The 18240-nt window shown below is 62.2% G+C and carries 25 protein-coding genes and 1 pseudogene; 8 read left to right on the forward strand and 18 right to left on the reverse strand.

Going from position 1 to position 18240, the window contains the following annotated elements:
- From secY to AC2VLV_RS07500, 12 genes and pseudogenes are all read right to left on the reverse strand, one after another.
- Nucleotides 1-197: pseudogene (secY, locus tag AC2VLV_RS07445) on the reverse strand (preprotein translocase subunit SecY); the annotation flags it as partial.
- 14 nt (nucleotides 198-211) lie between these two features.
- Nucleotides 212-658, reverse strand: a complete 447-nt coding sequence (gene rplO / locus AC2VLV_RS07450; protein ID WP_013106897.1) for a 50S ribosomal protein L15 — start codon at nucleotides 656-658, stop codon at nucleotides 212-214.
- A gap of 95 nt (nucleotides 659-753) precedes the next feature.
- Nucleotides 754-939, reverse strand: coding sequence for a 50S ribosomal protein L30 (gene rpmD / locus AC2VLV_RS07455; RefSeq protein WP_013124108.1), 186 nt, complete (start codon nucleotides 937-939; stop codon nucleotides 754-756).
- A gap of 5 nt (nucleotides 940-944) precedes the next feature.
- Entirely contained in the window at nucleotides 945-1463 is a 519-nt protein-coding gene (gene rpsE, locus AC2VLV_RS07460; protein WP_013106899.1) for a 30S ribosomal protein S5, read from the reverse strand.
- A gap of 13 nt (nucleotides 1464-1476) precedes the next feature.
- Nucleotides 1477-1833 (reverse strand): 50S ribosomal protein L18, encoded by a 357-nt coding sequence (gene rplR / locus AC2VLV_RS07465; RefSeq protein WP_486989396.1) that lies wholly within the window; start codon nucleotides 1831-1833, stop codon nucleotides 1477-1479.
- 14 nt (nucleotides 1834-1847) lie between these two features.
- Nucleotides 1848-2381, reverse strand: coding sequence for a 50S ribosomal protein L6 (rplF, locus tag AC2VLV_RS07470; protein WP_486989376.1), 534 nt, complete (start codon nucleotides 2379-2381; stop codon nucleotides 1848-1850).
- Between the two features lie 13 nt (nucleotides 2382-2394).
- Nucleotides 2395-2793: a 30S ribosomal protein S8 gene (gene rpsH, locus AC2VLV_RS07475; protein ID WP_486989377.1), complete on the reverse strand. Its 399-nt coding sequence runs from the start codon at nucleotides 2791-2793 to the stop codon at nucleotides 2395-2397.
- Between the two features lie 91 nt (nucleotides 2794-2884).
- Nucleotides 2885-3190, reverse strand: a complete 306-nt coding sequence (gene rpsN, locus AC2VLV_RS07480; RefSeq protein ID WP_486989378.1) for a 30S ribosomal protein S14 — start codon at nucleotides 3188-3190, stop codon at nucleotides 2885-2887.
- Between the two features lie 9 nt (nucleotides 3191-3199).
- On the reverse strand, nucleotides 3200-3739 hold the full coding sequence (gene rplE, locus AC2VLV_RS07485) for a 50S ribosomal protein L5 (RefSeq protein ID WP_486989379.1): 540 nt from the start codon (nucleotides 3737-3739) through the stop codon (nucleotides 3200-3202).
- An 11-nt stretch (nucleotides 3740-3750) separates the two neighbouring features.
- The gene (gene rplX / locus AC2VLV_RS07490) at nucleotides 3751-4068 is read right to left on the reverse strand and encodes a 50S ribosomal protein L24 (protein WP_486989380.1); all 318 of its coding nucleotides are present in this window, start codon (nucleotides 4066-4068) and stop codon (nucleotides 3751-3753) included.
- Nucleotides 4069-4101: 33 nt separating this feature from the next.
- Nucleotides 4102-4470 (reverse strand): 50S ribosomal protein L14, encoded by a 369-nt coding sequence (gene rplN / locus AC2VLV_RS07495; protein WP_013106906.1) that lies wholly within the window; start codon nucleotides 4468-4470, stop codon nucleotides 4102-4104.
- Between the two features lie 249 nt (nucleotides 4471-4719).
- Nucleotides 4720-5007, reverse strand: coding sequence for a hypothetical protein (locus tag AC2VLV_RS07500; RefSeq protein WP_486989381.1), 288 nt, complete (start codon nucleotides 5005-5007; stop codon nucleotides 4720-4722).
- A 182-nt stretch (nucleotides 5008-5189) separates the two neighbouring features.
- On the opposite strand from AC2VLV_RS07500, the gene hemA reads away from it, so the two are divergent.
- From hemA to ppk2, 6 genes are all read left to right on the forward strand, one after another.
- Entirely contained in the window at nucleotides 5190-6497 is a 1308-nt protein-coding gene (gene hemA / locus AC2VLV_RS07505; protein WP_486989382.1) for a glutamyl-tRNA reductase, read from the forward strand.
- A 98-nt stretch (nucleotides 6498-6595) separates the two neighbouring features.
- Nucleotides 6596-7675 carry a peptide chain release factor 1 gene (gene prfA, locus AC2VLV_RS07510; protein ID WP_486989383.1) on the forward strand — a complete coding sequence of 360 codons (1080 nt, stop codon included), beginning with the start codon at nucleotides 6596-6598 and terminating at the stop codon, nucleotides 7673-7675.
- Nucleotide 7676: 1 nt separating this feature from the next.
- Nucleotides 7677-8597 carry a peptide chain release factor N(5)-glutamine methyltransferase gene (gene prmC, locus AC2VLV_RS07515; protein ID WP_486989384.1) on the forward strand — a complete coding sequence of 307 codons (921 nt, stop codon included), beginning with the start codon at nucleotides 7677-7679 and terminating at the stop codon, nucleotides 8595-8597.
- A 35-nt stretch (nucleotides 8598-8632) separates the two neighbouring features.
- Entirely contained in the window at nucleotides 8633-8950 is a 318-nt protein-coding gene (grxD, locus tag AC2VLV_RS07520) for a Grx4 family monothiol glutaredoxin (RefSeq protein WP_486989385.1), read from the forward strand.
- Nucleotides 8951-9006: 56 nt separating this feature from the next.
- Entirely contained in the window at nucleotides 9007-9585 is a 579-nt protein-coding gene (locus tag AC2VLV_RS07525; RefSeq protein WP_486989386.1) for a UbiX family flavin prenyltransferase, read from the forward strand.
- A gap of 89 nt (nucleotides 9586-9674) precedes the next feature.
- Entirely contained in the window at nucleotides 9675-10880 is a 1206-nt protein-coding gene (ppk2, locus tag AC2VLV_RS07530) for a polyphosphate kinase 2 (protein ID WP_486989387.1), read from the forward strand.
- Nucleotides 10881-10901: 21 nt separating this feature from the next.
- Here the strand turns inward: ppk2 and AC2VLV_RS07535 are convergent, their stop codons facing one another.
- The 4 genes from AC2VLV_RS07535 to AC2VLV_RS07550 all read right to left on the reverse strand — a co-directional run bounded on the left by AC2VLV_RS07535 (nucleotide 10902) and on the right by AC2VLV_RS07550 (nucleotide 13398).
- Nucleotides 10902-11348 (reverse strand): HIT family protein, encoded by a 447-nt coding sequence (locus tag AC2VLV_RS07535; protein ID WP_486989388.1) that lies wholly within the window; start codon nucleotides 11346-11348, stop codon nucleotides 10902-10904.
- Nucleotides 11349-11351: 3 nt separating this feature from the next.
- Nucleotides 11352-12086 carry an anti-sigma factor gene (locus tag AC2VLV_RS07540; protein ID WP_486989389.1) on the reverse strand — a complete coding sequence of 245 codons (735 nt, stop codon included), beginning with the start codon at nucleotides 12084-12086 and terminating at the stop codon, nucleotides 11352-11354.
- Nucleotides 12083-12646 (reverse strand): sigma-70 family RNA polymerase sigma factor, encoded by a 564-nt coding sequence (locus tag AC2VLV_RS07545; RefSeq protein ID WP_486989390.1) that lies wholly within the window; start codon nucleotides 12644-12646, stop codon nucleotides 12083-12085. The genes AC2VLV_RS07540 and AC2VLV_RS07545 overlap by 4 nt, the downstream gene beginning before the upstream one ends.
- 128 nt (nucleotides 12647-12774) lie before the next feature.
- A complete protein-coding gene (locus tag AC2VLV_RS07550; protein ID WP_486989391.1) occupies nucleotides 12775-13398 on the reverse strand; it encodes a ferritin-like domain-containing protein in 624 nt (207 codons plus the stop codon).
- A gap of 194 nt (nucleotides 13399-13592) precedes the next feature.
- On the opposite strand from AC2VLV_RS07550, the gene AC2VLV_RS07555 reads away from it, so the two are divergent.
- Both AC2VLV_RS07555 and AC2VLV_RS07560 read left to right on the forward strand, forming a co-directional pair.
- Nucleotides 13593-15401: a tetrathionate reductase family octaheme c-type cytochrome gene (locus AC2VLV_RS07555; RefSeq protein WP_486989392.1), complete on the forward strand. Its 1809-nt coding sequence runs from the start codon at nucleotides 13593-13595 to the stop codon at nucleotides 15399-15401.
- A gap of 48 nt (nucleotides 15402-15449) precedes the next feature.
- Nucleotides 15450-16151 (forward strand): cytochrome b/b6 domain-containing protein, encoded by a 702-nt coding sequence (locus AC2VLV_RS07560; protein WP_486989393.1) that lies wholly within the window; start codon nucleotides 15450-15452, stop codon nucleotides 16149-16151.
- Here AC2VLV_RS07560 and pncA read toward each other — a convergent pair whose 3' ends face one another.
- Nucleotides 16152-16769 (reverse strand): bifunctional nicotinamidase/pyrazinamidase, encoded by a 618-nt coding sequence (gene pncA / locus AC2VLV_RS07565; RefSeq protein ID WP_486989394.1) that lies wholly within the window; start codon nucleotides 16767-16769, stop codon nucleotides 16152-16154.
- A gap of 2 nt (nucleotides 16770-16771) precedes the next feature.
- Nucleotides 16772-18240, reverse strand: a 1469-nt coding sequence (locus AC2VLV_RS07570) for a (Fe-S)-binding protein (protein ID WP_486989395.1), incomplete at its 5' end; no start/stop codon positions are given.

Below are 18240 nucleotides of genomic sequence, written 5' to 3' on the forward strand. Positions count from 1 at the left end.
CCACCCGAGAACATATTGAACAGGCCCAGAATGCCGCTCGAATTGTTCTGGAAAAGTTGCTGCAGATGCGTCGGATCGATTCCGGGCACAGGGATGTGTGCACCGATGCGGTACACCACCAGTGCACCGAGCAGGAACAGCAGACGACGACCAAGGTCGCCATACTTACCCTGCTGAGTCACGCCTGTGCTGGCCATGTCCAGACGTCCGTTCAGGCTGCTGCGACTTCAGCGATACTTCCGCCGGCCGCTTCGATGGCGCTGCGTGCGCCCTTGGTAGCCAGAATGCCCTGCAGTTTGACGGCGCGAGCGATCTGGCCCGAAGCGATGACCTTGACGGTACGCGACAGGTCAGGCACCAGACCGTGAGCCTTGAGCGTGAGCATGTCGATTTCGTCTTCCTGCATGCGGTTCAGATCAGCCAGTGTGACCTGCGCGCTATAGCGCGCGATCGGCGACTTGAAACCACGCTTGGGCAGGCGACGCTGCAAGGGCATTTGACCGCCTTCGAAGCCCACCTTGTGGAAACCGCCGGAACGCGATTTTTGGCCCTTGTGACCGCGACCTGCGGTCTTACCAAGACCCGATCCAATTCCGCGGCCAACGCGGCGCTTGGCGTGCTTGGCGCCAGCGGCGGGTTTGATGGTGTTGAGTTGCATATTGAATCTCACTAATCGCGAATTTCACAAATTCTGCTGTTGCTCGTAAACCGATACTGGATCAGCCGCTGACTCGCGTCCGACCCGACTCGGCTTTATTCGCAGATTTCAACCAGATAACTGACCTTGCGGACCATGCCGCGCACGGCCGCCGTGTCTTCCAGCTCACGCACGCTGCCCAGCTTGCGCAGACCGAGGCCACGCACCGTCGCACGATGCGAATCGCGCGTACCGATCACGCTGCGAACCAGCTTGACCTTGATGGTTTTCTTGTCACTCATGATGTTCAACCCAGAATTTCTTCAACGGTCTTGCCACGCTTCATGGCGATCTCCTGAGCGGAGTTCATATTGGTCAAAGCGTCGAGCGTTGCGCGGACCATGTTGTAGGGGTTGGACGAACCGTGGCTCTTGGCCACAATATCGGTCACACCCAGCACCTCGAACATGGCGCGCATCGGGCCGCCCGCGATGATGCCCGTACCCTGCACTGCAGGCAGCATCATCACGTTGGAAGCGCCATGCTGACCCATCACCTTGTGGTGCAGCGTGCCGCCCTTCAGGGGCACTTTCACCATATTGCGACGCGCTTGCTCCATAGCCTTTTGTACAGCCACTGGAACCTCACGCGCCTTGCCTTTACCCATGCCGATACGGCCATCGCCGTCGCCCACCACGGTCAAGGCGGCGAAACCGAGAATACGACCACCCTTGACGACTTTGGTGACGCGGTTGACCGCAATCATCTTCTCACGCAGACCGTCGTCGCGCGCTTCGTTGGCAAACTTGTTTTGAACTTTAGCCATGATGTGCTCGTTCTCAGAACTTCAGGCCGGCTTCACGCGCAGCCTCAGCGAGCGCCTTGACGCGCCCATGAAAGCGAAAACCCGAACGGTCGAAAGCGACGGTGTCGATGCCGGCCGCCTTGGCCTTCTCGGCAATACGGGTGCCTACGGCAACCGCAGCCGCCAGATTGCCGCCATGTCCGCTCAGTTCCCCACGCACTTCCGCTTCCACGGTTGATGCGGAGGCGAGCACGCGGTCGCCCTCGGCGGAAATGATGCTGGCGTAGATATGCTGATTGGTGCGATGCACCGACAGACGAACCACGCGCAATCGCGCGATACGGCGGCGAGTTGCCTGGGCACGGCGCAGGCGGGAAATATTTTTGCTGATCATGATCCTGGCCCTTACTTCTTCTTGGTTTCCTTGATCACCACCACTTCGTCGGCATAACGCACACCCTTGCCCTTGTAGGGCTCAGGCGGACGGTAGGCGCGAACTTCGGCAGCGATCTGGCCAACGAGTTGCTTGTCCACACCTTTGATGACGATCTCGGTGGGCGTCGGCGTTTCGACCTTGATGCCCTCAGGCATGTCCTTGACGATGGGATGGGAAAAACCCAGCGAGAGATTCAACTTGGCGCCTTGAGCCTGAGCCTTGAAGCCCACGCCCACCAGGGTGAGCTTGCGCTCAAAACCCTTGGACACACCGTGAACCATGCCCGCAACCAGGGCACGCATGGTTCCCGACATGGCATGCGACTCGCGAGACTCGTCGGCGGGGGCGAAAGTCAGCTCCCCATTCTCTTGAGCGATCCGCACGCCGGCGTATTGGGCGCGCTCCAGCTTGCCGAGCCCGCCTTTGATGGCGATGGTCTCGGCACTGAGGCTAACCTCAACACCTGCCGGCACTGAAACCGGATATTTGGCAATACGTGACATGTCTGTTCTCTCCTTAAGCGACGTAGCAGAGAACTTCACCACCCACACCGACTTGACGCGCCTTGCGGTCGGTCATCAGCCCACGGGGAGTCGAAACGATGGCAACGCCCAGGCCATTCATCACCTGAGGAATGGATTCTTTGCCGCGATAGACCCGCAGGCCCGGGCGACTGACGCGCTCGAGGCGCTCAATCACCGGCTTGCCCGCGTAGTACTTCAACGAAATCTCAAGATTCGCCTTGGCATCACTTTCACGACGGATATTGAAGCCGTCGATATAGCCCTCTTCGTGCAGGACCTGAGCGATTGCAGCTTTGATCTTGGAAGCTGGCATCGTTACCTTCGCCTTCTCGACCATCTGCGCGTTACGAATACGCGTCAGCATGTCGGCGATGGGATCACTCATGCTCATCAATACTCTCCTAAAAACTTTTGGCGTCTAGTCGGTAAGCAACGCAACAATCGATACGTGACAACCCAACTCAACTCGTCTGTGTGACCGATTACCAGCTGGACTTGGTCACGCCGGGGATTTCCCCGCGGAACGCCAGCTCGCGAATCTTGCTGCGCGACAACCCGAAGCGGCGGAACGTGCCGCGCGGGCGACCGGTGATCGCGCAACGATTGCGCAGCCGGGTCGGGCTGGCATTGCGCGGCATCTGCTGAATCTTCAAACGCGCTTCATAGCGCTCTTCAAAAGACTTGGAGGCATCATCAACGATAGCCTGCAGTTCAGCGCGCTTCGATGCAAATTTTGCAACCAAGTCTTCGCGCTTCTTTTCGCGGTTGATCAGGGACAGTTTCGCCATGATGATTCTTCAGTTCTTGAAAGGGAAGCGGAACGCAGCAAGCAAGGCCTTGCACTCTTCGTCGGTTCTCGCCGTCGTGGTCACGCTGATATTCAAACCACGCAGCGCATCGATCTTGTCGTATTCGATTTCCGGGAAGATGATCTGCTCTTTGACGCCGATGTTGTAGTTGCCACGGCCGTCGAATGCACGCGCGGAAATACCACGGAAATCGCGCACGCGCGGCAGGGCGATGGTCACAAAACGATCGAGGAAGTCGTACATGCGACCACCACGCAAAGTCACCATACAACCGATCGGCAGGTCTTCACGGATTTTGAAACCGGCAATCGCCTTGCGCGATTTGGTCACAACCGGCTTTTGGCCCGCGATCTTGGTGAGATCACCCACCGCGTGCTCCATCACTTTTTTATCAGCCACCGCCTCGGACACACCCATATTGAGCGTTACCTTGGTCAGGCGGGGCACTTCCATGACCGACTTGTAGCCAAACTTGGCCATCAATTCGGGCACGACTTTGTCTTTGTAAATCGTCTGCAGGCGCGACATAAATCCTCCGGTCAGCCCTTGATCTGCTCGCCACTGGATTTGAAGACGCGCACTTTGGCGCCATCATCCAGAGTCTTGAAGCCGACGCGATCCGCCTTGCCGGTCGCGGGGTTATAAATAGCCACATTGCTTTGATGAATCGCCAGGTCGCGGGACACCACACCGCCAGCCTCGCCCTTCATCGGGTTGGGGCGCACATTCTTCTTGACCGTATGCACACCTTCAACCACGATGTGGTCGGCATCCACGCGCGTCGCCACTTTGCCGCGGCGACCCTTGTCGCTGCCAGCAATGACAATCACTTCGTCATCTTTGCGAATCTTGTTCATCACAAATCCTTTTTCGACAGCTCAGAGCAGGGCTCAGAGCACCTCAGGCGCCAGAGACACGATCTTCATGAAGCGCTCAGTACGCAATTCACGCGTTACCGGGCCGAAAATGCGCGTACCGATGGGCTCGAGTTTGGCATTAAGCAGAACGGCCGCATTGCCGTCGAACTTGATCAAGGAGCCGTCCGCACGGCGGACACCCTTGGCGGTACGCACCACGACGGCACTGTAAACCTCACCCTTTTTCACGCGGCCGCGCGGGGCAGCTTCTTTGATGCTGACCTTGATGATGTCGCCCACGCCGGCGTAGCGGCGCTTGGAGCCGCCCAGCACCTTGATGCACATGACGGATTTGGCGCCCGTGTTATCGGCGACATCCAGTCTGGATTGCGTCTGAATCATGTAATTTCCTTCACCCAACTTAGTCGCACAAAAAATGCGCCAGTCTTGGCTCCCTGGTGCGGGAATTGATCTGTGTTGCTCAGTTTTCTTTAGCAGCTACCGTGCGCCAACTTGCAGCATCACGAACATCGGCTGGCTTCACACCGATCTGCGCACCCTTAAAAGAGCAGCAAAACGGCGAAGCATTGAATTGTGCAAGGGAGTACAGCCGTTGTCAACTCCTTTTTCGCGACCTTCCACCTTTGATGCTCAAGAACGTTGGGTGACGCGGCCACCCCGGCAAGCGACAGCGCTGATCACAGAAGCCGCGAGCATCACGGCAACGTAATCCCAGATCGATCCTTCGCGAAGCAACCCGCCCCCCACCATCACGAGGTGCAGCAGCAGCGCGCCCATCGCCGCCCAACTCGCTCGACGTCCCCAACTGGCAGCGCAGCCGCGCCCCCAAGCCAGGCGCGCCAATCCCCCGGTCAAGGCGCCCACAAACAAGGGCATGAGGCTCGTCTGGACCAGCCAAGACAAAAAAATGGGCAGCATGAAAATTCTCGAAAAAATCGTGCGTCAGGAACGTCAGCAATGCGCGAAACCTGCTGTTTGCACCGATGCACCGGGTCGTTTAATGGTGGACAATGTCAACTTTGAAGGCCTCAAGCGCATTCTTGGTTTGATCAAGATCAGCCGCTCAAAGTCGCGACAGTTCTTAAAATCACGATCTGATTATGTTGCTCGCTGCCATCGGACTCAACCACCAAACCGCGCCCGTCGGGGTACGCGAGCGGCTGGCATTTTCTGCCGATACCTTGGTAGACGCGCTTCAACGGCTGAAGGTGAACATGCTGAACGGGCGTCGAAACGGCCCCATCGAAGCGGCCATTCTATCGACCTGCAACCGTACCGAAATCTACTGCGCGGCCGAAACCGACCCGCGTGATGCCCTGTTGCACTGGCTGTCCACCGAGCGGCAAGTGCAGCTTGATGACCTGGCCGACCATAGTTATCGCCTGGTACAAGACGGCACGGTTCGACACGCGTTCCGTGTGGCCAGCGGCCTGGACTCCATGGTGCTCGGCGAGCCGCAGATTCTGGGGCAGATGAAGGAGGCGGTGCGGGTCGCTTCGGATTCGGGTGCTCTGGGCAGCACGCTGAACCAGATGTTTCAGCGGACTTTTTCTGTGGCCAAAGAGGTGCGCACCAATACGGAAATCGGCGCTCACTCGGTCAGCATGGCCGCAGCCAGCGTGCATCTGGCGCAGACTGTGTTCGAGAGTCTTCAGGAGTGTCGCGTGCTGTTCATCGGCGCGGGTGACATGATCGAACTCGTGGCCACGCATTTTTCCGCGCACCAGCCCAAGAGCATGGTGATCGCCAACCGCACCGTAGAGCGCGGCGCCCATCTGGCACAGCGGTTCGGGGCAGAAGCCATTCGTCTGACCGATGTGCCGCAGCGGCTGGCCGAATTTGATGTGGTCGTCACCAGCACCGCCAGCAGCCTGCCGATCATCGGTCTGGGCGCGGCAGAACGCAGCATCAAACAGCGGCGGCACAAACCCATGGTCATGGTCGATCTGGCCGTGCCGCGCGACATTGAGCCCGAGGTCGCGCAGCTGCGCGATGTCTACCTGTATTCGGTCGACGATCTGTCTGCGCTGGTTCGCAGCAATACGGAGAAGCGCCAGGCCGCGATCGAACAGGCCGAGGCCATCATCGAAAACCGGGTGCATGGTTTTCTCGAATGGCTTGATCTGCGTTCGCAGGTGCCCCTCATTCAACGGCTGCAGTCGCAAAGCGAACAGTGGCAAACGCATGAGGTCGAACGCGCCCGACGTCTGCTGGCTCGGGGCGAATCGCCCGAGGCCGTGCTGGACGCACTTGCGCGGGGCCTGTCGCACAAATTCCTGCACGGCGCATTTACCGCGCTGCACCAGGGCGATCCGTCTCATCGCCAGGTCGTGGCGCAGGCGGTCGAGCGGGTGTTTCTGTGCCCGCACCGAGGCGATTCCGATCCCTCCTCTGACTCGCAGGTCTAGCGCGTTCTCCACGCTCTCCAATTTGGGCGCTTCTTTTTAGCATCTTCGGTTTACCCCCCCGCCCACCCAGGCGCGGCTTTGTGTGTTCCACATCCCCCATGAAACCTTCTCTGCTGGACAAACTGGAGCAGATGCAACGCCGGGCCGACGAGCTTGACGCCTTGCTTGCCGCACCCGATTGCACGGCTGATCTGCAGCGCTACCGCAGCATGACGCGGGAACTGGCCGAACTGCAACCCGTGGTCGGGCTGTATGTGCAATACAAGGCAAAAACAGAAGACCTGTCGCAGGCGGAATCGTTGCTGAGCGACCCCGACATGAAGGAGCTGGCGCAGCAGGAAATGCAGGACGCACGCGCCGCCCTCGACGCGCTTGAAGCCCAGCTTCAGGTCGCCCTGTTGCCGCGCGACCCGGACGATAGCCGCAACGTGTTCGTGGAAATCCGGGCCGGAACGGGGGGGGAAGAGTCCGCGCTGTTCGCCGCCGACTTACTGCGCATGTATGCGCGCTATGCCGAGCGCAAGCGCTGGGCGACCGAAGTGATCAGCGAGAGCCCGAGCGATCTCGGCGGATACAAGGAAGTGATTCTGCGCGTCGCGGGTGAAGGCGCCTACGGCCTGCTGAAATATGAATCGGGCGGCCACCGCGTGCAGCGCGTGCCCAAGACCGAGACGCAGGGTCGCATACATACCAGTGCGGCCACCGTGGCCGTGATGCCCGAAATGGATGAGGCTCAGGCGATCCAGATCAACCCTTCCGACTTGCGCATCGACACCTTTCGCGCCTCGGGTGCGGGTGGGCAGCACATCAACAAGACCGACTCGGCCATACGCATCACCCACCTGCCCACCGGGCTGGTCGTGGAGTGCCAGGACGAGCGCTCGCAGCATCGCAACAGGGCGCGCGCGCTGTCCGTACTGGCCGCGCGTCTGGCCGAGCGAGAACGACAGGCCCGGCAGGCGGAAGAAGCCGCCACACGCAAAAGTCTGGTGGGCAGCGGCGACCGCTCCGACCGCATCCGCACCTATAACTTTCCGCAGGGCCGGGTCAGCGAGCACCGCATCAACCTCACCCTCTACAAAATCGACGCTATTGTGGACGGCGACATCGACGAACTGCTCACCGCCCTGCGCACCGAAGATCAGGCCGCGCAACTGGCCGCCTTGGGAGCAAACTGAGATGACAGCGCCGCGCGATCTGGCCGCTTGGGTGCGAACCTGCGGCCTGCCCCGGTTGGACGCACAGGCCCTCATCGAGACCGTGCTTGGCTGGAATCGCGCCCAGCAAGCCGCCCATCCCGAACGCTTGCTTGACACGGCCGAACTGGCCTGGCTGCACGCCCTGGCGACGCGTCTGCTCGACGGCGAGCCGCTGGCCTATGTGCTGGAAGTGCGCGAGTTTTTCGGCCTGAGCTTCGAAGTGACCCCCGATGTACTCATTCCCCGCCCGGACACCGAGCTGCTGGTGGAACTCGCCCTGCGCCATCTCGACGCCCTGCCCGCCACCCACGCGCGCACGGTGCTCGACATGGGCACCGGCAGCGGAGCGATTGCCATCGCCATCGCCCATGCGCGCCCGCATGTGCAGGTCTGGGCCTTGGACGCCAGCGCTGCCGCGCTCGCCGTGGCGCAAGGCAATGCGCGGCGGCTGCTTGATGCACGGCGCGCAGGCGGCGAGGTGCGCTTTCTCCAGTCCAACTGGTGGGATGCCCTGCCGCCCCTGGCGGCGACGGCGCACTTCGACTGCATCGTTTCCAACCCGCCTTACATCGCTGCGCACGACCCGCACCTGCCCGCCTTGCGCCATGAACCCGCCCTCGCGCTGACCGGCCAGCATCCCAACCCGGACGGACTGGGCGATCTGCGCCAGATCATTGCGCAGGCCGACCGGTTTTTGCGGGACGACGGCTCTCTGCTGCTGGAGCACGGCTACGATCAGGCTGCTGCCGTGCGCGATTTGCTGGAAGCTCACGAATATCGCAAGGTGTTCAGCGCACGCGATCTGGCCGGTATCGAACGGGTGAGCGGCGGGATAGTCGCGGCAGGTTGCGGCGAGTCGCGAAATAGGCCCCCGTTCGCAACAAAACCAGCCGCCCTCTAAAATTGATTGATCGACATCAACCAGGAAATGCAACCATGTCCAGTGTGCAAGAGCAGATCGATCAAATCGTCAAGAACAACGACGTGGTGCTGTTCATGAAAGGCTCGCCACAATTCCCCATGTGCGGTTTTTCGGGGCGCGCGGTGCAGTTGCTGAAGTCGTGCGGCGTCGGCCAGATCAAGGCAGTGGACGTGCTGCAGGACGAAGGCATTCGCCAGGGCATCAAGGAATATGCCAACTGGCCCACCATCCCGCAGCTTTACGTCAAGGGCGAATTCGTCGGCGGCTCGGACATCATGGCCGAGATGGCGCAAAGCGGCGAGCTGCAAACCCTGCTGGGCAGCCTGAAATAAGCGCGCATTCGTTTGACTCGCATTCGCTTGACGCCCGCCTACAGCCCGCCACTCCCATGACCCGGCCTAGACTCATCGTGGCGCTGACCGGGGCGACGGGCATCGTCTATGGCGTGCGATTGCTGCAACATCTGCAGCGGCTCGGCGGCGTTGAGACGCATCTGCTGATTTCCGCCGCCGGCGTGCTCAACCTCAAGGTGGAAATGGAGCTCGACCGCAAAGCAGTCGAGGCGCTGGCCGATGTGGTGCATCCCGTCGGCGACATCGGCGCGGCCATTGCCAGCGGCTCGTTTTCCACCTTGGGCATGGTGGTGGCGCCCTGCTCCATGCGCTCTCTGGCGGCCATTGCCCACGGCTTTTGCGACAACCTCATCACCCGCGCGGCAGACGTGTGCCTGAAAGAACGTCGCAAACTGGTGCTGCTGCCTCGCGAGGCGCCGCTCAACCTCGCCCATCTGCGCAATATGACCGCCGTCACAGAAATGGGTGGCGTCATTTTCCCGCCCCTGCCCGCGTTCTATCTGCGGCCCGCCAGCATCGAAGCCATGGTCGACGCCAGCCTGGCGCGAGTGCTCGACCAGTTCGACATCGCGCACGATCTTGGCGAGGAGTGGTCGGGGGTCAGGTCAAGCTGAACACAGATCAGAAGCGCTGCCGTTTGTCCGATGTCATTGTGGGCGGCCGCACCCAGGGTCTATAAAGGCAGTATCCACTTGGAGATGCCATGAACTCACCCACCGCCCCTCGTAAAACGCCTCGTCAAACAACCGCACGGCCTGCGCGCAAGCGGGTCAGCCCGGCAAAGTCGGCACAGCAGCGCGAGGCCGAGCGCAACAGCGCGCACAACAAGGTTGCGCAAGGCGACATCCCGCCGCACCTCACCTCTGCTGGCGTGCGCAAGTTCGTGATCGATCAGTCGCAAGAGGCGGCGCAGCAGGCTGAATTGGCGGCGCTCGACACCATCCTCAAAGGCCAGCCGACTGCAGACCTCCACAACGAAGGCGTGCAAGCCATTCTGGAGGGAGACGCTCCCGACGATGCTGCGGCCATGCGGGCGGCGCTGGGCTTGCCGGCAAGCGAGCCTGCCCCGCAACACACCAGTGACGAGCTGGCCGAAGACTGGCGCAAGGGCGGCTATCCCTACAAATTCAAGATGCTGCGACGAGATTACGAGCGCCAGAAATTCGTGCTGCAAACCGAGCTGCTCAAGCTGCAGGCTTGGGTGAAGGAAAGCCGACAGCGTGTGATCATTCTGTTCGAGGGGCGCGACGCTGCGGGCAAGGGCGGCACCATCAAACGGGTGATGGAGCACCTCAACCCCCGGGGCGCGCGCGTGGTGGCGCTCGAAAAACCCAGCGAGGTCGAACGCGGTCAGTGGTATTTCCAGCGCTATGTGCAGCATCTGCCCACGGCCGGCGAGATCGTGCTGCTCGACCGCTCTTGGTACAACCGCGCCGGAGTCGAGCGCGTGATGGGGTTTTGCACCGACGCGGAATACCACGAATTTCTGCGTCAGGCGCCGGAATTCGAGCGCAATCTGGTGCGCAGCGGCATTCACCTCATCAAGTTCTGGTTCTCAGTCAGCCAGGACGAGCAGCGCCGCCGTTTCAAGGAGCGGCAGGTGCACCCGCTCAAGCAGTGGAAGCTGTCGCCCATCGACATGGCCTCGCTCGACAAGTGGGACGACTACACCCGCGCCAAAGAGGCCATGTTTTTCCACACCGACACGGCCGATTCACCCTGGACGGTGGTGAAGTCGAACGACAAGAAGCGCGCGCGCCTCAACGCCATGCGCTACGTGCTGCATTCGCTGCCTTACACCGGCAAGGATGTCGAGCGCATCGGCGAGGTGGACAACCTCATCGTCGGCCGCGCCAATTTCATTCACGAGCGCGGCGAGCACGATCTGAGCAAGGGCGAGTACGTCTGATCGCCCCGATCTGATCGCGGCTTATGCCTCGCCGAAACGCTCAGCGAACGCGCGCTGCAAAACCGCATCTACCTCCGGCAGGCGCGCACTGAGGCTGGCCAGCATGGCCTCACTGGCCGGGCGCTGCGCTGCAGACCAGGCAGATTGCGGCCAGTAAGCATCCCAGCGCCAGCGGGCGATGACGTGCCAGTGCAGATGCGGCACCACATTGCCCAGGCTGGCGAGGTTGACTTTGTCGGGCACCAGCGTTTCGCGCAGCGACTGCTCGGCCAGCGCCACCGCGTCCAGGCAGGTCAGGCGCTGCAGCGCGCTCAAGTCGCTGAACTCGGCCACATGCGCGTTCCACACCACCCGGTAAAACGCCGGAAGCAAGGCGTCGTCTGCCCGGATCAGGCGGAACTCCGCGCCGCGCCAGATCAGCCGCCCGCCGTCGGTCTTGCAGAGTGCGCAGGGCGTCTCGCTCGACATCGCTCACGCGCGCTGCGCCGCGCCCACCATGATCACCGGCCCGGTCGGCAGGCCTGTGGGCGAACCACCGGGCGGCTCCACGCTGACGGCAAACGCCTTGGCCTGCGACAGATGCGACTGCGCCGACTCGGGAATGGGGTAGCGGCTCTGCCCCGCCGCCACGACGCCCAGAGAAATGGGGGCGCCCTGATTGGGCAGCAGCCAGAGCTGGTAGCTCTTGCCGCTGGGTGGCGTCATGGCGCCAACAGCCGTCAGAGTCAGCTTGCCATTGTCCACCGTCACAACGGCGGCCTGCCCGCCCGCGCCGTGCATCAACGCCGCCATCTGTACCGGCACGGCCGTACCACGACCGACCTCCGGGTTCTGCACCAGCACCACGACTGAAAAGGCCACCGCCGCCACGGCCACGCCGCCGAGCCACAGAGACAAGCGCCGCCAGGCTTCGACACCCCAGGACGTCGACTTGCCAGCCTCCGCATGCTGAGTCGCGCGCGGGGTATCGAGGCGCGCGGTGATGCCCTTCCAGACCGAGTCGGACGGCTGGCCGATCTGCGCTTCGGGCATCAAGCCAGCATCGAGCCGCGTGCGCCAGCTTTGCACCGCCTGGGCAAATTCCGGGCTCTGTTCCAGCAAACGCTGGGCGCGCCGCTGCGCGGCCGGGCTGAGCCCGCCTGTGAGCCAGTCGGCCGCCAGCCGGTCGAGCAGCTCGCTGTTGCGGTAGCGTGCGGGCAGCGTCATCTTGCGCCCTCCCCCAGACAGTCGCGCAAAAACAGCACCGCGCGCCGGATCAGCGTTTTCACCGTGCCCAGCGGCAGAGCGCGCTCGCGGGCGACTTCGGCGTGCGACTGCCCCAAGACATAGGCCGCCGCGAGCAGATCGCGCTGGCGGGGTTGCAACTGTCCCAAACAATCCTCCATCGGTTGACCCTGCAACCCGGCTTCGAGCAGCGCTTCAGGCGTGCGGTAATCCGCGATTTCGGGCGGATCATCCGCCTCATCGCCCTGCAGCGAGACGACATACTGCGCCTCGCGCTTGTTGGCGCGCAGGCGATCGAGACAGGTGTTGCGCACCAGCGCGGAAATCCAGGCCTCCGGGCTGCCCAACGCGGGCCGGTAGCTTGCGGCCTGATGCCAGACCTTCACATACGCATCCTGCATGGCCTCTTCGGCAAACGACCGGTCGCGCAGCAGCCGCAGGCAGATCGCCCAGGCCCGGCTTTGCGTGGCCGCGTACAACTGGCTGAACGCGTCGCGGTCGGCCAGGGCGGTGTAGGCAAGCAGGGATTGCAGGTCGGGCATGAGCGCAGCGTGGAGGGCAGCCCGGCTTTCGCGGCGCCACCCCATGAAGGTGCGCCACAAAGCAGGCGGGTTTGCGGCGGATGTTACCGACATCGCGCCGCGCCCGCTGTTCGGGATGCCCCAGGCGTTCAGGCGATGAACGCCGCAGGCACCGGGTCTTTACCCAAGGCGTTGAGCAGAATGGCCCAGTGCATGGTCTCGTCGCCCATGATGCTGGCCGCGGCCTTGGCGAGATCTTTGTTGTGGAACTGCGGCACTGCGCCCAGATAGGCACTGGCCGCGCCCTTTTCCAGCCCGGCGGCGAATTCCAGCACGTCGGCCTGCGATTTGAGCGAGGCCGTGGGGAAGCCGTACTCAGCGGGCTTCTTGGCCATGACCGGCGTGCCGCCCAGCTTGCTGATGGTGGAAGACAGTACCTCGGCATGCGCCTTGTGCTGTCCCTGAAATTTCACGGCCACGGCGAGCACTGGCTTTTCCAGCAAACCCGATTCGGCGCCGACCTGATAAGCGGCGATGGCCTGATATTCCAGCCCGAGTGCGACGTTGAGAATGGCAATGTCGTCCGTGGTTGACTGGGACATCGTCCCGGCCCAGCTCGTCACCGGCGCCAGCGCGCTGGAAGCGGCCAGCCCCGCGGCGAACAGGCCGCCGACGCGAAAGAACTGGCGGCGGCTGGCGCCCTGCCCGCTGGAATCCTCGGGCGTAGCAGAAGTGGAAGGGGCTGCGTGGGCTGCGGCTTGTGTGCGTTGCATGGTGAAACCTCCTGAAAGAGAGAAAACGAGAACAGCGCGGTCTGTGCGGCTGTTGTTCGAATTACGCGCCAGCGGGCAAAACGGATTCAGCTTGGGCGATTCATTTATCCCAGATCAAAAGATTGCAATTCCGGCATATAGGGCTTCGGAGTTTTTGCGTCTTGTCACATTTGAAACTTCATGTATCTGTGACCATGCGCACCCTGATCGATCCGTTTCGCACACCGACTGGAGTGTTCGTCATGCCGTTTATCCACCGTTTCGCGCCTGCTGCCCGCTTCGGCTTCTGGCTTCGTCTGGCCGCCCTCTGCGCGGTTGCGACCAGCGCCCCGCCAGCCCTGGCCAACCCTGCTGCGTCTATCCCTCCGTCCGCGCCGCAATCGGCGATTGCCGAGGTCGACATCCACTCGCCCTACCGCGTGGTACCCAAGATGCCCACGGGCTCGAAGGCCACGGCCGATCACAGCAAGTTCAAGGAGCTTCAAGGGCCGTTCAAAAGCGGCCCCGAAGTCACCGCCGCCTGCCTGAGCTGCCATACCGAGGCGGCCAAGCAGATCAAAGGCACCATCCACTGGAAGTGGGAAGAAGTCGAGCAGGACTCCAAGCGCATCGTCGGCAAGAACAAGGTGATGAACAACTTCTGCGTGTCCACGCCGAGCAACCAGCAGTTCTGCACCAATTGCCACGTGGGTTACGGCGACGCAAAGAGCGGCGAGTTCGTGGCCTTCAGCAAGCGCCCCGACACCGATGTGGACTGCCTGGTCTGCCATGACCAGACCGGCAAATACATCAAAGCGCCCTATCAGTCCGGCAACCCGCCCACCACCCGCATCGAGATGCCGCCTGGCTCGGGCAAGTTCATCGAGCCGATCGATCTGGCCGTGATCGCGCAACATGTGGGCGAGCCCTCGCGCGCCAACTGCGGCACCTGCCACTTCAACGGCGGCGGCGGAGACGGCGTCAAGCACGGCGACCTTGACAGCTCGCTCACCAATCCACCCAAATCACTCGACGTGCACATGGCCAAGGACGGTCTGAACTTCCAGTGCCAGACCTGCCATGCCACCGGCGGCCACGAGGTGAGCGGCAGCCACTACAAACTCGACGCCAAGCACGAGGGCGGACAGTATGTGCGCGGCAGTCAACACAATATGGGCAGCGCGGCAAGCTGCCAGTCCTGCCACGGCGACACCCCACACAAGGGCAGTCTGGCGCAGGACCTGAACATGCACACCCGCAATATCGCCTGCCAGACCTGCCACATTCCCGAATTCGCCCGCGGCGGCGTGCCCACCAAGATGGAATGGGACTATTCCAAGGCCGGCCAGCGCGGCCCTGACGGCAAGCCCCTGGTCATCAAGGACGAGCACGGTCACCCCACCTATCTGGGCATCAAAGGCCAGTTCAAGCTAGGTGAAAACGTCGTGCCCGACTACACCTGGTTCAACGGCGCGGTGAAGTGGATGAACATCGGCGAGAACGCGGTGCCCAACAAAGACGGCGTCATCGCCATCAACCAGTACGGCGGCAGCCCGACCGACGGCAAATCACGCATATGGCCGGTGAAGACCATGAAGGGCACCCAGCCCTACGACCCCGAAATGCACCGCCTGCTCGCCATTCACAACGCGGGCTTCGACGACGCGGCCTACTGGCACACCATGGACTGGCAAAAGTCCATCGTCGCCGGCATGAAGGAGGCGGGGCTGGAATGGTCGGGCAAGTATGAATTCGTCAAAACCACCACCACCTGGCCGATCACGCACATGGTCGCGCCGAAGGACAAGGCGCTCAACTGTGCGCAATGCCACACCAACAACGGTCGGCTGGAAAAGATCGACGGTATCTACATCCCGGGCCGCAGCAAAGACCACCAGACCTGGATCGAAACCATCGGCCTGGGTATTGCCGGGCTGAGTCTGGCCGGGGTGATGGTGCATGGCGGCATCCGAAGTTTCATGTGGCTGCGCCGCCGCAACAAGCCCGGCAGCAAGAGCCACTGACCCGCAGCCCGCCGTGCAACCGCACACAGACACTTCGAGGAATTCGTCATGTCACACAAAAAACACGTCATCCTGTTCAAGCGGTTCGAGCGCTTCTGGCACTGGAGCCAGGCCGGGCTCATCATCCTGCTGATGCTCTCGGGCTTTCGCATCCATGGCCTGTATGACCTCGGCGTGGACTTTCTCACCGCGCTGCGCATTCACACGATTGCAGCGTGGACCTTGGTGGTGCTGTGGGTATTCGCGATTTTCTGGCACTTCACCACGGGCGAATGGAAGCAATACATCCCGACCTTCGACAAAATCTTTCTGGTCGCGCGACATTACGCCTGGGGCATGTTTCGCGGCGAGGAACACCCCTATCAGCAAAGCGTCGCCCGCAAACACAACCCGCTGCAACGCCTGGCCTATCTGTGGGTGAAGTTGATGATCAACCCCATCATCTGGATCAGCGGTATCTGGCTGTTGTTCTTCGCCGATTGGGGCGCCTGGCCCATCTGGCAACAATGGGGCATCAGCCTGCAGGCCGTCGCCTGGGCGCACACCATCGGCGCATACATGATGCTGATTTTCTTCATCATTCACGTCTATCTCACCACCACGGGCCACACCCCGATGGCGCACATCATGGCCATGATCCGCGGCTATGAAGACGAGCCGGTGCACCACCATCCGCGTGCCAAGGCGACCCACAAGGTCGTCCCCACGGCTGCCACCACTGCCACCACCACGCCGGGCGAAAACGTCTGATCAGAACGAGGTGGACATTGCGCGCCGCACCCCGGCGGCGCGCATCTGCGCCCAGGCCAACTCCAGCGAGCCGTTGAGGTCGATGGCGCGGCAGGCGTCTTCCACCACGGTCACCTCGAAACCTGCAGCCCGGGCGTCCAGCGCGCTCCAGGCCACGCAGAAATCCGTGGCCAATCCGCACAACACCAGTTCACGCACCTCCAGCTCGCGCAGATAGCCCGTCAGGCCGGTGGGCGTGCTGCGGTCGGCCTCCATGAAGGCTGAATAACTGTCGATACCCGCCCGCCAGCCTTTGCGAATGATGGCCTGCGCGTGCGCAATGCGCAGATCGGGATGCAGGGCCGAGTCGCGTGTACCCTGAATGCAATGATCCGGCCACAACACCTGCGGCCCGTAGGGCAAAGTGATGGTCTCGAAAGGCTGCCGTCCCGGATGTGCACTGGCGAAGGACGCATGACCCGACGGGTGCCAGTCCTGCGTCAGCACCACCTGCGCAAACCTTGTCGCCATCCGGTTGATCACCGGCACCACGGCTTCACCATCCGGCACCGGCAGGCCGCCGCCGGTGCAAAAACCGTTCTGCACGTCGATCACCAGCAGAACGGGTGCGGACTTCATGCTCACACCAGCACGCGCTCGATACCGCCACTGTTCGCCGCCTTGACGTAGTCGGCCATCCAGTTTTCGCCGATGAGGTGGCGCGCCATCTCGATCACGATGTAGTCGGCCTCGAGCAGGCCATGCTGCAGATCGTTGCCATACCGCGTGAGCCCCTGCAGGCACGACGGGCAGGACGTCAGGATTTTGATGTCGCCGGCAAAGCCATCGGCGCGCAGCGCCAGCTCGTTCTTGCGCAGCTCTTCTTCCTTGCGGAAACGCACCTGCGTGGCGATGTCGGGCCGCGAGATGCCAAAGGTGCCGCTCTCGCCGCAGCAGCGCTCGCTCTTAACCACGCCGTCGCCCAGCAGCGCCTTGACCGTTTTCATCGGCTCCTGCGTTTTCATCGGGCTGTGGCAAGGGTCGTGATAGAGATACTTCACCTCGCCCGCCGCGCCGCCTCCGCTCAGGCCGTAGCCCTTCTCCAGCAGGAATTCGTGGATGTCGATGATGCGGCAGCCCGGAAAGATCTTCTCGAATTCATAGCCCTGCAGCTGGTCGTAGCAGGTGCCGCAGCTCACCACCACGGTCTTGATGTCGAGATAGTTGAGGGTATTGGCCACGCGGTGAAACAGCACCCGGTTGTCGGTGATGATCTTCTCCGCCTTGTCGTACTGGCCTGAGCCGCGCTGCGGATAGCCGCAGCACAGATAGCCCGGCGGCAGCACCGTCTGCACCCCCGCATGCCACAGCATGGCCTGCGTCGCCAGCCCGACCTGGCTGAACAAGCGTTCTGAGCCGCAGCCGGGAAAATAGAACACCGCCTCGCTGTCCACCGAGGTGCCGCGCGGGTTGCGGATGATGGGCACGAAGTCCTTGTCTTCGATGTCGAGCAGCGCGCGCGCGGTTTTTTTCGGCAGGCCGCCCGGCATGGGTTTGTTGATGAAGTGAATCACCTGCTCGCGGATCGGCGGCTTGCCCACGGTGAGCTTGGGCGCCGCGGTCTGCGCCTTGGCGGCGGGTTTGAGCAGGCGCGTGGCCAGGCGCTGCGCCTTGAAGCCCACCCCCACCATCGCCGTACGCACCAGCTTGATGGTCTGCGGCTGAGTGGCGTTGAGGAAAAACATCGCCGCCGCGTTGCCCGGCTTGAAGCTCTTCTTGCCCATCTTGCGCAGCAGGTTGCGCATATTCATGGTGACATCACCGAAGTCGATGTCCACCGGGCAGGGCGTCACGCACTTGTGGCAGACCGTGCAATGGTCGGCCACGTCTTCAAACTCTTCCCAGTGCCGGATGCTCACGCCGCGCCGGGTCTGCTCTTCGTACAGGAAGGCCTCGATCAGCAGCGAGGTGGCGAGAATCTTGTCGCGCGGCGAATACAGCAGATTGGCGCGCGGCACATGCGTGGCGCACACGCTCTTGCACTTGCCGCAGCGCAGGCAGTCCTTCACCGAGGCGCTGATCGCCCCGATGTCACTTTGCTGCATGATCA

Source organism: Thiomonas sp. TH-17, assembly GCF_057473305.1.